12 protein-coding genes and 2 pseudogenes are annotated in these 13337 nt (G+C 43.4%); 9 read left to right on the plus strand and 5 right to left on the minus strand.

Annotated features, from left to right (window positions below):
- Positions 1–76 precede the first annotated feature (76 nt).
- Entirely contained in the window at positions 77–730 is a 654-nt protein-coding gene (locus tag B3J29_RS06300; RefSeq protein ID WP_286964629.1) for an OmpA family protein, read from the minus strand.
- A gap of 253 nt (positions 731–983) precedes the next feature.
- Here B3J29_RS06300 and B3J29_RS06305 point away from each other — a divergent pair, with 253 nt between their 5' ends.
- The 6 genes from B3J29_RS06305 (at position 984) to B3J29_RS06330 (ending at position 5545) form a co-directional block, all read left to right on the plus strand.
- Positions 984–1910, plus strand: coding sequence for an acyltransferase (locus B3J29_RS06305; protein WP_180130115.1), 927 nt, complete (start codon positions 984–986; stop codon positions 1908–1910).
- Between the two features lie 17 nt (positions 1911–1927).
- Positions 1928–2992 carry a preprotein translocase subunit SecA gene (locus B3J29_RS06310; protein WP_166137962.1) on the plus strand — a complete coding sequence of 355 codons (1065 nt, stop codon included), beginning with the start codon at positions 1928–1930 and terminating at the stop codon, positions 2990–2992.
- A gap of 157 nt (positions 2993–3149) precedes the next feature.
- Entirely contained in the window at positions 3150–3860 is a 711-nt protein-coding gene (minC, locus tag B3J29_RS06315) for a septum site-determining protein MinC (protein WP_286964631.1), read from the plus strand.
- Positions 3861–3924: 64 nt separating this feature from the next.
- Entirely contained in the window at positions 3925–4737 is an 813-nt protein-coding gene (gene minD / locus B3J29_RS06320) for a septum site-determining protein MinD (protein WP_166137968.1), read from the plus strand.
- Positions 4738–4739: 2 nt separating this feature from the next.
- Positions 4740–5012, plus strand: a complete 273-nt coding sequence (gene minE, locus B3J29_RS06325; protein ID WP_004783265.1) for a cell division topological specificity factor MinE — start codon at positions 4740–4742, stop codon at positions 5010–5012.
- Between the two features lie 245 nt (positions 5013–5257).
- Positions 5258–5545 (plus strand): PA4642 family protein, encoded by a 288-nt coding sequence (locus tag B3J29_RS06330; protein WP_004783267.1) that lies wholly within the window; start codon positions 5258–5260, stop codon positions 5543–5545.
- Positions 5546–5606: 61 nt separating this feature from the next.
- Here B3J29_RS06330 and B3J29_RS06335 read toward each other — a convergent pair whose 3' ends face one another.
- Positions 5607–8651 (minus strand): DNA translocase FtsK, encoded by a 3045-nt coding sequence (locus tag B3J29_RS06335; RefSeq protein WP_286964633.1) that lies wholly within the window; start codon positions 8649–8651, stop codon positions 5607–5609.
- Positions 8652–8889: 238 nt separating this feature from the next.
- Between B3J29_RS06335 and trxB the strand changes: the two are divergent.
- The 3 genes and pseudogenes from trxB (at position 8890) to B3J29_RS06350 (ending at position 11446) form a co-directional block, all read left to right on the plus strand.
- A pseudogene (gene trxB, locus B3J29_RS06340) lies at positions 8890–9793 on the plus strand (thioredoxin-disulfide reductase).
- 84 nt (positions 9794–9877) lie between these two features.
- On the plus strand, positions 9878–10609 hold the full coding sequence (gene aat, locus B3J29_RS06345; RefSeq protein ID WP_286964634.1) for a leucyl/phenylalanyl-tRNA--protein transferase: 732 nt from the start codon (positions 9878–9880) through the stop codon (positions 10607–10609).
- A gap of 21 nt (positions 10610–10630) precedes the next feature.
- On the plus strand, positions 10631–11446 hold the full coding sequence (locus tag B3J29_RS06350) for an arginyltransferase (protein ID WP_286964635.1): 816 nt from the start codon (positions 10631–10633) through the stop codon (positions 11444–11446).
- 27 nt (positions 11447–11473) lie between these two features.
- On the opposite strand, the gene rimI is transcribed toward B3J29_RS06350, so the two are convergent.
- The 3 genes and pseudogenes from rimI to B3J29_RS06365 form a co-directional block, all read right to left on the minus strand.
- Positions 11474–11932, minus strand: a complete 459-nt coding sequence (rimI, locus tag B3J29_RS06355) for a ribosomal protein S18-alanine N-acetyltransferase (protein WP_286964636.1) — start codon at positions 11930–11932, stop codon at positions 11474–11476.
- 113 nt (positions 11933–12045) lie between these two features.
- Positions 12046–12927, minus strand: a complete 882-nt coding sequence (locus tag B3J29_RS06360; RefSeq protein ID WP_286964637.1) for a metal-dependent hydrolase — start codon at positions 12925–12927, stop codon at positions 12046–12048.
- Positions 12928–13161: 234 nt separating this feature from the next.
- Positions 13162–13337, minus strand: a pseudogene (locus B3J29_RS06365) (elongation factor Tu); the annotation flags it as partial.

A 13337-nucleotide genomic window follows, 5' to 3' on the forward strand; every position in this document is an offset into this window, starting at 1 on the left:
TGAAAATTCATTTTCCTGCGTCATCTTTCAGACATAAAAAAACCACCCGAAGGTGGTTTTTCTGCAAAATCAGTGATTACTGAACGGCATATACTGCGATTTCAACACGACGGTTTTGTTCTTTACCAGCCGCAGTTGAGTTGTCTGCGATAGGGTTCGCTGAACCAAGACCTTGTGCATTAATACGAGTACGTGCTACGCCTTGACCAGCAAGGTAGTTCGCAACAGATTGTGCACGTGCTTGAGACAATGGAATGTTGATTGAGTCATTACCAGTGCTGTCTGTATAACCAGTTACCAAAATACCACTTTGGCTATCTTCAGTCAGAACTTGAGCAACTTTGTTCAATGTTGCATAGAAGTTTGGCTTGATATTTGACTTGTTAGTGTCAAATGTAATTGCGCCAGGCATTACCAGGTTGATTGAACCATCTGGATTACGGTTAACGTCTACACCTGTACCGGCAGTTGCCTGACGTAATTTTTTCTCTTTATTGTCAAGATAAACACCAGCACCACCACCTACAACTGCACCAATTGCAGCTGCACGGTTGTTTTGACGGCTAGTATTGGCATTACTTTTAGAAATACCATAACCTGCAGCAGCACCAATTACTGTACCCAAAGCTGTTTTGTCGTACTCAACACCACCCAGGTTATTGCCAGTAGTTTGACAACCTGTAAGTGCTACTGCCCCTGCTACAGCTGCTGAAATTAATAGTGCACGCATTGCATGCCTCCTTTGTAGTGTAATTTATATCTTAGGTCAGATAATGATTTAAAAATAATGGGATAACCATTGATTTTTTGTTAATAATAAATCTTTTAGTAATATTTTGTAATGTTTATGTGTAACCAATTTCCTGAATTTCATCATAGTTTCTTCACAGTTTAGTGATCAGACTTTTCTATTCGCTCAACTCCCTCTATATTGTTCAAAATGTGATGAAATTTAGACGATTATTCTCTGGGACTGTTTTTATATGTCATCTAAAAGCAAGCAACAAACGACTTTAAAAAAACTTACCCGTGGCCTCACGGTGACATCCGTCATGACTGGCAGTACTTTTTTCCATGGGCCACCTGTACTGGCTTTGGGGCTGACCAAACTTTTTAAGAAATCTTCTAAGATTGATGAAACCAATATCAAGATTACCAATAGCTGGTTAAGCGTAAATAACTGGCTGATTGACAATGTCCTCAAAAATACCAAATGGCAAATCAGCATTGACGAATCTCTGGATCTGAACATGCAGGGTCGTTATTTAATGACCTGTAATCATCAGAGCTGGGTAGATACCACAGTAAACCAGTATTTCGGTTTAACGCGTATGCCTCTCACCCGCTTCTTTACAAAATGGGAACTAATTTTTATTCCATTTGTAGGTCAAGCCTTTAAAATTCTGGGCTTCCCGATGATGAAACGGCATAGCAAGGAACAGATTGCCAAAAACCCTGCCCTGAAATACCGGGATATGGAAGAAGCACGTAAGGCATGTGAACAACTGGTTAGCCAGCCATTTACCTTGCTGAATTATCTGGAAGGCACACGCTTTACCCCAGAAAAGCATGAACAGCAAAAATCGCCTTATAAGCATTTGTTGAAGCCTAAGGCGGGCGGTCTTGCGCTGGCACTGAACATTCTGGGAGACAAAATTGATGCACTGGTGGATATGACTATTGTTTATCCTGATGGCGTGCCAGGTTATGGGGAGTTCTGGTTAGGCGAAGTTCCGCGTATTGCCGTGAACTTAAGAAAAATTGACATTCCAGACTGGGTGCTCGGCGGCAATTATGAAGATGATGCAGATTACCGTGCGCGTTTCCAGCAATGGGTAGACCAGATCTGGACTGAAAAAGACCAATTAATTGAGCAAATGCAGCAGAACCTGATTTCTGCTTCTGCCTGACATTTGCCAGAGAGACTATGAAGAACGACAACCCGGACCTCGTGTCCAGCTCATTTAAGTTTATTCGCAAAGGCACCTGGGGCTGGAAAATTGCACTGATTTACGACATTTTCATGATGGTTGTCATCATCATCAATTTGTTCTGTCTCTGTGCCAATGCCATTCTGATGAGCGATTTTGGGCACTGGTTGTTTGACTTTATTCGTCTGCCTGATGTCTTACAGTTTTATAAGAGTGAATTACGTCCCTGGGTAATGATTACCGAGGGATGGTTTACAACCTTTCTAATTATTGAACTCATCGTTCGCTGGTTCATTGCCATTGTTATGCGTCACCATGCCCGCTGGTGGTTCTTCCCCTTTGTGCACTGGTATGAAATTTTATCCATCATCCCACAGCTACGTTTCCTGCGTTTGTTACGTGCAGTTGCGATTGGCTACAACCTGCATAGCCATGGATACAAAGTCATACCGGCAAGCTGGTACAGACGGGGCAATTTCTACTATAACCTGCTGATGGAAGAACTCTCGAGCCGTGTAGTATTGACGGTACTGGATGGGATTAAACGAGAACTCAGCACCAGCACATCACATAAACAATTAATTGATGATTTGGTGGAACATCACCGTAAATTACTGGCTGTTGCTTTGGCAGATATCTTGCAAGAATCTTTGGGCAAGGAATTACAGGCACAGCGCTTCATGATTTCAAAAAATGTCGGGCAAGTCGTCAATCAGGCCATTGAAGATACACCTGAACTCACCCAGCTTCTACGTCTGATTCCCATTGTGGGTGGGCGGCTGGAGCGGCAGATCCAGAGTATTGGTCAACGTTTGGGAGAAAATATCACCCAAGGCTTGATCGATCCTTTTACACATAGCGGATCACAAGAAAACCCGACTTTTGCCATGATTTCAGATAAGATTAGCCAGATTCAGATTGAACATAATCCACATATTGATAAATTGGTCGAATCGGCTGTTTTTGAAACACTTGAAGCCATTCAAAAACAGGTCAAAGTGAAACAGTGGCAACAGATTTTAGAAGAACACGAACAAAATCAGGGCTCAATCGATAGATGAGTTTTCATTTGCAGACTCGGCTAAGATAAGTGGATTCTATTCGTATAAAAAAATAACTTGGATCGCTAGAGAATTAACGAAATTTGTTCTAGGATTTGCACTATTTACAACATTGCTTCGACATAAAACAGCAAGTCAGAAGTATTAAGGAAAAATTATGGCTGACATACGGATAAAAGGCAGAATGGTCAATGCGCTACGCATTAGCCTCGATACCAATGATCATGATGCAATCCGCCAGCAACTGAAACCAAAATTACAAGCGGCTTTTCCGCCAGGCACATTGGCGGTGATTGAAAGTTCAGTCGACCAGGAACTGATTGCCCTGATCCAGTTACTGATTGATCTCGAAGTTCAGCCTATGGCGGTAACTGAAGGGATTCTGGGTGATCAGGCTCGCGCGATTCAGTTCCCTGTTCTACCACCCGACCGTCAGTTACAGGAAATTAAGGCGACCAAAGAACAGGTCGTGGAAGTCAAACCCGAATCTGCTGCTGATGATGAAAAAGCTGATGCTGCACCGATCGTCGCGCATGTGACTTCTTATCATGATGAAATTCTGCGCACCGGCCAATGCATTGTGCAGAATCAGGGTGACATTATTATTACGGCCGGAATTAACAGTGGTTCAGAAGTGATTGCCTCAGGCAATATCCATATTTATGGCAGCGCGCGTGGCCGTGTGATTGCAGGTGCGGGTGGCAATACTGCAGCGCGTATTTTCTGCCATGCGCTGGAAGCCGAACTGATTTCTATTGCAGGTACTTACTGTGTGGCCGACGACATTCCACCGAATGTTGTGAAAAAACCCGTGCATATTTACTTGAATGATCAACAAGAGCTTGTATTTGAAGCTCTACAATTTTAATGTATAAATAAACACCAAAAACCCCATTTTATAGGGGATTTGAACCATAACAGGAGTGGATTCGGTGGCGAAAATTGTTGTCGTAACATCAGGCAAAGGTGGCGTAGGTAAGACTACAACAAGTGCATCTTTTGCAACAGGTTTAGCCCTACGTGGCCACAAAACTGTGGTAATCGATTTTGATGTAGGCTTGCGTAACCTTGATTTGATTATGGGCTGTGAACGCCGTGTAGTATATGATTTTGTAAATGTTCTCAATAACGAAGCACGATTACAACAAGCACTGATTCGCGATAAAGATATTGAAAATTTATATATTTTACCTGCTTCACAAACACGTGATAAAGATGCTTTAACTGATGAAGGCGTAGAACGTGTAATGGATGAGCTTTCACAGGAATTTGATTATATCGTGTGTGACTCACCTGCAGGTATTGAACGTGGTGCCATTTTAGCCATGTACCATGCAGATGAAGCTATCATTGTGACTAACCCTGAAATTTCTTCAGTACGTGACTCTGACCGCATCATTGGCATGTTAGATAGTAAAACTAAAAAAGTAGAACAAAACGAAGGTCGCATCCGTAAACACCTGTGTATTACCCGTTTCAATCCGGAACGTGCCGATAAACAGGAAATGTTAACGATTGACGATATTTCTAAAGATATTTTACGTGTTCCAACCTTAGGTGTTATTCCTGAGTGTCCAAGCGTTCTACAGGCATCGAATGAAGGTAAACCAGTGATTCACTTTACCGAATCTGCCGCAGGTCAGGCTTATGATGACCTTGTAGCACGTTTCCTGGGTGAAGAGCGTCCTTACCGTCATATCGAAGTAAAACCTAAGGGCTGGTTAGCACGATTATTTGGAGCGTAAACATGGCTGGATTCTGGAGTAAACTTTTTAGTAGCGAGGATAAACCATCAAGCGCACAAACCGCGAAAGACCGTTTGAAAGTCATTGTTGCTTCTGAACAGGGTTTGGGACGCCGTTTGAGTCAGGATAAAATTGACCAGATGAAGACAGAAATCATGCAAGTGGTCAATCGCTACGTCCGCGGAGTTGATGAACAGCACATTCAGATGCAGGTACGTTCTGAAGCAAATATTGAAATGCTTGAAATGAATATCAATTTACCTGAAGAGCGATAATCTGAATTTTGATTAGTCAAGTAAATTGATTCAAGGCAAAATATGAGCCTCAACAAAGCGTTGCTTTGTTGAGGCGCAAGACAAGAAGCTTGGCTTCGCGTAGATTTGATAGTAATTATTATTTTATCTAGTCTCAAAACGTGAAGTGATACTTCGAATGGACAAAGTGCATGATAAGACTTTGCCTCTTGCGAACTCATATTTTGCCTTTTTTCATGCCGAAGAATTACATCAAGGAGATTGCGATGGCATTATCTCAACCAGCGACCTTTAACGAAGAATGGTCAGATGAGCGTGTATATGCCTACCTGAATCAGCTTCCTCCTGCAGGCGTCAATGCAGATTTTCATGTGCTTTATCATGCATTCAAGCATATGCGTCCTTTTGACTATGAGCGCCTGTTAACCAAATTTGTCGCAGACGGTCGCGATCTTAACGCCACCAATCCAGAAGGACAGCGCATTCATGACGTGATTGCCACTTATCCACGTCAAAGTGCCGAGTTCCTGGCAGTATTAGAAAAATTTGCATAAATTGAAATGCATAAAAAAGCCTGCTTTAAGCAGGCTTTTTTTATCACTCGAGATTCTGGATTTAAACCAGAATCTCACGCTTACCATTGGCACCCATTGAGCTGACAATGCCATTTTCTTCCATCTGGTCAATGATCCGTGCAGCACGGTTATAACCTAGACTGAACTTACGCTGCAAAGATGAAGTTGATGCTTTACGGGTTTCCAAAACAAAAGCCACACACTGATCATACAGCGCATCTCGATCTGATCCGCCATCTCCACCATCTTCAAAACCACGACTAGACGGTTCTTCATCATATGGAGTCAGGATCTCATCCACATAGTTAGGCGCCCCACGTTCACGCCATGCATCACAGATCCGGTTCACTTCATCATCGGCAATAAAGGCCCCATGTACGCGCTCAGGCTCAATTTTACCCGGGCCAAGGAACAGCATATCACCATGACCGAGCAGGTCTTCTGCACCACCTGCATCGAGAATAGTACGTGAGTCAATTTTTGAGTTCACACGAAGTGCGACACGTGTTGGAATATTGGCTTTGATCAGACCAGTGATCACATCTACTGAGGGACGCTGAGTTGCCAGTAACAGGTGAATACCAGCAGCACGGGATTTCTGTGCCAGACGGGTAATCATTTCTTCGGCTTTTTTACCGACCTGCATGATCATATCCGCAAACTCATCCGCCACAATCACAATCGATGGCAATGGCGTTAAGCGTGGTGCACGTTCACCAGCGACTGATTCACTCGCTTTCCAGGTTGGATCAAATAGCTCTTCACCATTGGCAAGCGCCTCTTCTACCTTACGGTTATAGTCGCTGAGCTTACGGATTTTCAGGAAGGACATCAGCTTGTAACGGCGTTCCATTTCATTCACACACCAGTTCAAGGCACTGACTGCATCTTTCATATCAGTTACAACTGGGGTTAACAGGTGTGGAATATCGTTATAGTTGGCCAATTCAAGCTGTTTTGGATCGATCAGGATCAGGCGTAACTGGTCTGGTGTGTACTTCAATAACATCGATAGAATCATCGAGTTAACTGCCACCGATTTACCAGAACCTGTAGTCCCTGCTACCAGCATATGCGGTGCCTTGCCCAATTCAGTAATCACCGGATTGCCCGAAATATCCTTACCCATGGCCATCGATAAAATGCCATCGGGATCATTGAATTTTGGAATCTGTACCAGTTCAATCAAACGCACCATTTCACGGCTACTGTTCGGAACTTCAATGCCGATATAAGGCTTACCTGGAATAACTTCGACTACACGTACTGAAGCCATTGACATCGAACGGGCCAAGTCACGTGAAATATTAGTGACTTTGGAAGCTTTCACACCAGGCGCAAGGTCCAGTTCAAAACGGGTCACGACTGGGCCTGGTTGAGCCTCGACCACTTTGGCTTTAACGTTAAACTCCTGAAGCTTGATTTCCAGAAGTTCTGATAAACGGGATAATTGCTCTTCAGTGAAATTCACTTTTTTGTTCGGATCAACTTTATCCAGCAATTCCAGACCCGGCAATGGTGACAGGTCTTTACGGCGCTCAGCGACCTGCATAGCACGTGACATTGGACGACCAGCGGCATCCGTCAGTGGTGCATCGAAGTCAAACTCGTCTTCATCCTGAGGCTTACCGGCAGTTTCATGCCAAGCTTCAATAAATTCTTCTTTGGACAATGCTTCCCGAACTGCTGCATTAGTCGCTGCGGTTTGAGCTGTTGTCTCTACACGCTGAATCGGTGCCTGAACAAAAGCAGAAGACTGGGCATAGCTTGATGCACGTACAGGTGCGGGTTTTGGCTCATCAGCTTCAACCAGCAAGTCATCCAGATCATCAAAGTCCGCTTCCAGGCTGGTATTTTTAATCGCATGTGCAGCCATGAGCGGAGCAGCAGTGGAACTGACCGTTCCAGCATCTTCTACAATTCTGAGGGATTTTTCAGCTGCTGCTGAATTGAACGGGCTATGCACATCCGTTGCGGTTTTACCTTGCGGAACTGCTGCCAATAACTCATCAAAAATTTCATCATCATCCCAGTCCAGATTATTCTTAGCTGTAGCGGATGATGTCACTTCATGAGCACTATGATTCGTTGGTGCAGCTGCAAATGCATCAGGAGAAAAATCAGCTTGCTCTTCTTCTGCAGCTTTAAGCAAAGCATCAATATCCTGCTTATGACGCTGGTCTTCATTGGAATGTAATGCACGCCACACCTCCCCTGTTGCCACCACACGATCCGGCTCTGCTGTTCGCGGTGCTTCCTGAACAGGTTCTGTAACTGATGCCTGTACAGGTTCAGAAATATCTTCTTCATAGTGGTGAAGCTGGTGCGATTCTTTATCTGCAAAATCCTCAAACAGGCGTTCAGCGACATGATCGCGAACTACAGGATCGACTTCTACCAGATCATGTTCAGGTGCGGCAGTGACTGGTACTGTCACTTTTTTGACAGCTGCTTTTATCGCTTCTTTTTTAATTACAGGTGCAGTACGGTCAAAATCCGACATACCTTCTGGCACATTACGGTAGAACAGGTCTTGCAGATAAGCAGGCGTTGCCTTGAGGCTGCTCCAGGTCTTGTTCCATTTCACACCAAATGCCAAGGTAAACAGAACTACCCAAAGCACCAGCAAGAAGAAAGCCGCCCCATAGACGGTTAGCAGTTGTTCAAGACTTTGGCCCAGCTCATAGCCAATAATGCCGCCTGAAGAATTATCCAGCGTATCAGCTGGAACTTGCCAGAACAGAAACAACAATGCTGATGTGGTCAATAACAGGAAGAATTGGGCAGCATAGCGGAATGGACGGTTCAGGAAGCTGCGCGGCCACCAGACCTGGATTGCTTCCATAAACAGATACACAGGGATCAGCAGGCTTGCCCAACCGAGAAAACCAAATAACAGGTCTGAAATCCAGGCCCCCGCAACCCCACTCGCATTTGAAACTGTCTGCGTATCACTAGAGATATGCATCCACCCCGGATCAAATGGTGTATAGGTCACTGTTGCAAGAAACAGATAAATCCCAAATGAGACTAAAAATAATGTCATTACTAAGCGCTGTGCATAGGCACTCGACACCGCTGTCATATACTGTCCTGTAACCAATTCTTCATGAATATTCTTTTGCTGGTATGCTTCAAAAAAAGCGTCGCAATAAAATGCATATTATGCACCTGTTGCATCAAAAAAGATGCATTATTGTGTACTTCTTCTATATAGCCCAAATCGATTTCGATGATCAATAATATCGACTTTAATCTCACACCACTGTTATACAGTTTCACGTATAATTCAATAAATTTCTAAATAAAAAAGGATACAGCGAATGAGCGCACGTCACTCACGACTGATTATTTTAGGTTCTGGCCCTGCTGGCTACAGCGCAGCAGTCTATGCAGCGCGTGCAAACTTAAAACCGACCCTGATTGCAGGTCTGCAACTGGGTGGTCAATTAACCACAACGACTGAAGTAGATAACTGGCCTGGCGATCCTGAAGGTCTGACTGGTCCAGCTTTAATGGAACGTATGCAGGCTCATGCAGAACGTTTTGGTACTGAAATTGTTTATGATCATATCAATGAAGTTGACCTTAACGTTCGTCCATTCGTCCTGAAAGGCGATATGGAAGAGTTCACTTGTGATGCCCTGATCATTTGTACTGGTGCAACTGCGCAATACCTGGGTCTGGAATCAGAAGCTGCATTTATGGGTCAAGGCGTGAGCGCTTGTGCAACCTGTGACGGTTTCTTCTATAAAGAACAAAAAGTGATGGTTGTGGGCGGTGGTAATACCGCTGTTGAAGAAGCGTTATATCTCTCTAACATCGCTTCNNCATCTTTTTGAAAAAGAAAAAGAAGGCAAAATCAGCATTATCTGGAATCATCAGGTAGAAGAAGTGTTGGGTGATACCACTGGCGTCACTGCGGTGCGTTTAAAATCTACTCAAGATGATTCAACTCAGGATGTTGAAGTTTCGGGTCTATTTGTTGCTATTGGTCATAAACCTAATAGCACCATGTTCGAAGGCCAGCTAGAACTGCGTGATGGCTATATTCAGGTGCAAAGCGGTACCGCAGGGAATGCCACTCAAACCTCTATCCCGGGTGTATTTGCTGCAGGCGATATTGCAGACAGTATCTATCGTCAGGCGATTACTTCTGCAGGTTCAGGCTGTATGGCGGCACTGGATGCAGAAAAATATCTCGATGCAATGGGTAAATTAGACTAAGCAGCGAAAAATAAAAAGACCGTCCATCATGGGCGGTTTTTTTATGTATGATAAAAACAGTCTATTACAAGATCAGGGTTCTGCATGCATCTTCTTCCTCCTTCACAGTACATTTTCCCCAATCCTGAAGAAGCGGATCTTGAGGGCGAAGGCCTGATTTGTATTGGTGCAGACCTCTCCCCTTCTACTTTGTATGAGGCTTATACTCATGGTCTCTTCCCCTGGTTCTCTGAAGGTGATCCGATCTGCTGGTGGAGCCCGGAACCACGCTGCATTATTCGGCCAGAGGATTATCATCCCAGCAAATCCCTGCTTCGAAGCATGAAAAAACAGGATTATAAAATTACGGTAAATCATGCTTTTGAAAGAGTAATCCGTTCCTGCTCCTTACCTCGCGCTTATGCAGATGAGACCTGGATTAGTGAAGAGATCATTCAAGGTTATTGCAATCTGTTCGACGCAGGCTATGGCTATAGTATTGAGGTTTGGGATGAAGATCGCCTAGTAGGTGGACTCTATGGGGTGACTATCGGCAAGGGCTGTTTCGGTGAATCTATGTTTAGTACCCAAACCGATGTTTCTAAAATGGCTTTCTATACATTAATGCTGATTGGCAGAGAAAATCAGTTGCCCTGGATTGACTGTCAATTGGTGAATGATCACTTGATGAGTCTAGGTGCCTGTACAATTTCTCGCCACACATATCTTAAATCGTTACAAGATGTGATAAAACAGCCTGCGATCAATTGGAAAAAGTATCAAGACGGTGTATTTTCAAGTAAAACAATAGCGCAGTCTGCGCGATTAAGTGAATGAAAATAACAGAGGGCACTTGTTATGAACTCTTATCAACCACAGTCCCTGCTGAACGATTTACAGTATTATATTACGCCGCCGCATGACTGTAGCTATCTGCCGAACAAGTCCGCGCGCATGGTTTTTCTTGATCCAGCGCACCGTATTGATGTAGTGACGCTGTCCGAGCTTTCTCGTACCGGCTTCCGTCGTAGTGGTGATTTTGTCTATCAGCCTGAATGCCACCTGTGCCGTCAATGTTTATCTTCACGTATTCCTGTTCATGGATTCCAAATGAACAGCTCGCAAAAAAAAGCCTGGAAACGTAATCAGGATTTGACAGTTAAAATTACCCATCCTGAACAAGCCACAGATATACATTACGCCCTCTATGAACGTTATATTAATGAACGCCATGCAGATGGCGACATGTATCCACCTAGCCGTGACCAGTTTGAAAAGTTTTTACTACAAAGTTGTACCGATAGTTTCTTTCTAGAATTATGGAAAGATGACCGTCTGATCAGCGTATCGACCTGTGATCTGCTCGATGATGGCGTTTCAGCGGTGTATACTTTTTTTGATCCTGATAAGAACCGCCGTTCCCTTGGTGCCTTTGCGATTCTGAAACAGATTGAGCACACTCAAAAACTTGGTTTGCAGTTTGTCTATCTAGGCTACTGGGTTCCACATTCAGCCAAAATGAACTACAAGTCTCAATACCTGCCACTTGAATTATTAATTGACGGACAATGGCGTCGTTTAAACCGCACCCTTACTCCGGTAGAGATTGAACATCTGGGAAACTCCTTGATGACGACTTTGCCTAGCGGATGGAATAATCCCATAATCAAGTAAGTTAGTCGTCAAATAAGAGCCGGAATATTATTTAAATAGGCTGGCAAAATCATCAGTACAGGACTTCACCATGATAATGGCATGTTCCCGAGTACCATTCGTATTCGGATAATAGTTCTTGCGCAGGTCAATCTGATGAAAACCAGTTTTTTCATACAGTTTAATCGCAGCAGTATTGCTTTCACGTACTTCCAGAAAGATTTGTACTGGACTATTTTTCAGCAACTGGATGGATTCATCTAACAGCTGATAACCCAATCCCTTACCCTGTTGTGCAGGATCAATCGCCATCAGTAATAAATTGGCTTCATCCAGCACCGGCTGTAAAATGCAGAATCCTACGACTTGCCCCGCCTGTTCAATCACAGTGCTTTGGTAAGCAGTAACAGCCTCTTCAAATTGTTTAAAGGTCCAAGGATGGGATTGTACTTTGGTTTCAATCTTGGCAACGGCTGGTACATCCGCAGCCTGCATCAAACGAATCATCTTCGTTCATCTTATCTGGAATTAACCTCCGCATTATAGAAACTTTATTTAAAAAATCGAGCAAAAAAAAGAGCAACTTAGGTTGCTCTTCAGTCTTTTAATCTAGTTTTAAATTAAAGGCCCAGTTTTTGTTTCCAGCTTTGTAATAAGCTATGGGTGTCATGATCATTTGGATGAAAACCAGGTTTAAAGTACATTAGCATTTCTTTACCCATACCAGTAATAATTCCTTTAGATGGGCTATAACCATAAGTATAAATTTCTTTCAAAGATTGAAGACTTAACTGACGGTCTTCTTTCAATAAACGCAATACGAAGTAGCTTTGTACAAAGAATAGGGTGACCATTGCAGCGACTAATGAAGTGGTACGCAGCAGATAAGATTTTAAGCCTTTACCGAAAACACCTTCGAATACATCATAGGCTACGGCCTTATGTTCATTCTCTTCAATTGCATGCCAGAGCCACATGGTTTTCATGGTGTCATCTTTCATCAGTTCCTGAATATGATTATTGGTCAGTAACTGAGATGCAATGGTCGCAGTAAAATGTTCTAGAGCAGTCGTCGCAGTGAGGTCGACCATTTCTTGAGTAATACCGACTGGTTTACCAACTGCCGCAAAGATTTTACGTGCTGTTTGAATGACTCGGTCAGTATAACGATCTAGTGTATCAACATCATGGCCATAGCGTTGTGCTGAAGCATTAAAACCCACATGTTCCTGGGTATGCATGGCTTCCTGACCAATAAAGGCAGAGATTTCTTTTTGCAGCGCTTCATTGTCTTTAATTGCCGGGTGCTGACGTACAGCTCGAACAGAATCAATAAAGAATTTTTCGCCTGCGGGAAATAGTGCAGAGAGTGCAGTCATAAAGTGTGTCAGTCCTGCTGAACCATTCATCCAGTACTCTGGCACTTGATCAAAATCAAAACTCATACGACGTACCGGAAAACTTGCGCCTGCACGATTGGTAATTTTCACTTGAGCATTCATATACTTACTCCAATCAGTTCTATATAGAGCTGAAATCTAATTATTAAAATTCTTATAGTTATATTACTGCTTTGAATTTTTCACATAAGGGCAGATAAGGTCAGTGAAATATCACTTAAGGACAGCTTGTAAATATATTGTTAGACAATTTAAATATGCTTGAAAATGAGTAAGTTGAATTTACAGATATAAAAAAAGCGTCCCAAAGGGACGCTTTTTTCACGCAATCAGCGATTATGCAGTTACTTTAGCAACTACACCAGCACCAACTGTACGACCACCTTCACGGATCGCAAAACGTAGACCTGGGTCCATTGCGATTGGATGGATTAGTTCTACTGACATTTCTACGTTGTCACCAGGCATAACCATTTCAACGCCTTCTTTTAAAGAAATCGCGCCAGTTACGT

Origin of the sequence: Acinetobacter sp. UBA5984, from assembly GCF_002429925.1 — a bacterium.
In the GTDB taxonomy this organism is placed as follows: domain Bacteria; phylum Pseudomonadota; class Gammaproteobacteria; order Pseudomonadales; family Moraxellaceae; genus Acinetobacter; species Acinetobacter variabilis.

What these genes read in the sequence shown, in the direction of transcription:
- B3J29_RS06300 (WP_286964629.1), bottom strand. Translation starts at nt 730, where the DNA reads ATGCGTGCACTATTAATTTCAGCAGCTGTAGCAGGGGCAGTAGCACTT.
- B3J29_RS06360 (WP_286964637.1), bottom strand. Translation starts at nt 12,927, where the DNA reads ATGAATGCTCAAGTGAAAATTACCAATCGTGCAGGCGCAAGTTTTCCG.
- minE (WP_004783265.1), top strand. Translation starts at nt 4,740, where the DNA reads ATGGCTGGATTCTGGAGTAAACTTTTTAGTAGCGAGGATAAACCATCA.
- B3J29_RS06310 (WP_166137962.1), top strand. Translation starts at nt 1,928, where the DNA reads ATGAAGAACGACAACCCGGACCTCGTGTCCAGCTCATTTAAGTTTATT.
- aat (WP_286964634.1), top strand. Translation starts at nt 9,878, where the DNA reads ATGCATCTTCTTCCTCCTTCACAGTACATTTTCCCCAATCCTGAAGAA.
- B3J29_RS06305 (WP_180130115.1), top strand. Translation starts at nt 984, where the DNA reads ATGTCATCTAAAAGCAAGCAACAAACGACTTTAAAAAAACTTACCCGT.
- minC (WP_286964631.1), top strand. Translation starts at nt 3,150, where the DNA reads ATGGCTGACATACGGATAAAAGGCAGAATGGTCAATGCGCTACGCATT.
- B3J29_RS06335 (WP_286964633.1), bottom strand. Translation starts at nt 8,651, where the DNA reads ATGACAGCGGTGTCGAGTGCCTATGCACAGCGCTTAGTAATGACATTA.
- B3J29_RS06350 (WP_286964635.1), top strand. Translation starts at nt 10,631, where the DNA reads ATGAACTCTTATCAACCACAGTCCCTGCTGAACGATTTACAGTATTAT.
- B3J29_RS06330 (WP_004783267.1), top strand. Translation starts at nt 5,258, where the DNA reads ATGGCATTATCTCAACCAGCGACCTTTAACGAAGAATGGTCAGATGAG.
- rimI (WP_286964636.1), bottom strand. Translation starts at nt 11,932, where the DNA reads ATGATTCGTTTGATGCAGGCTGCGGATGTACCAGCCGTTGCCAAGATT.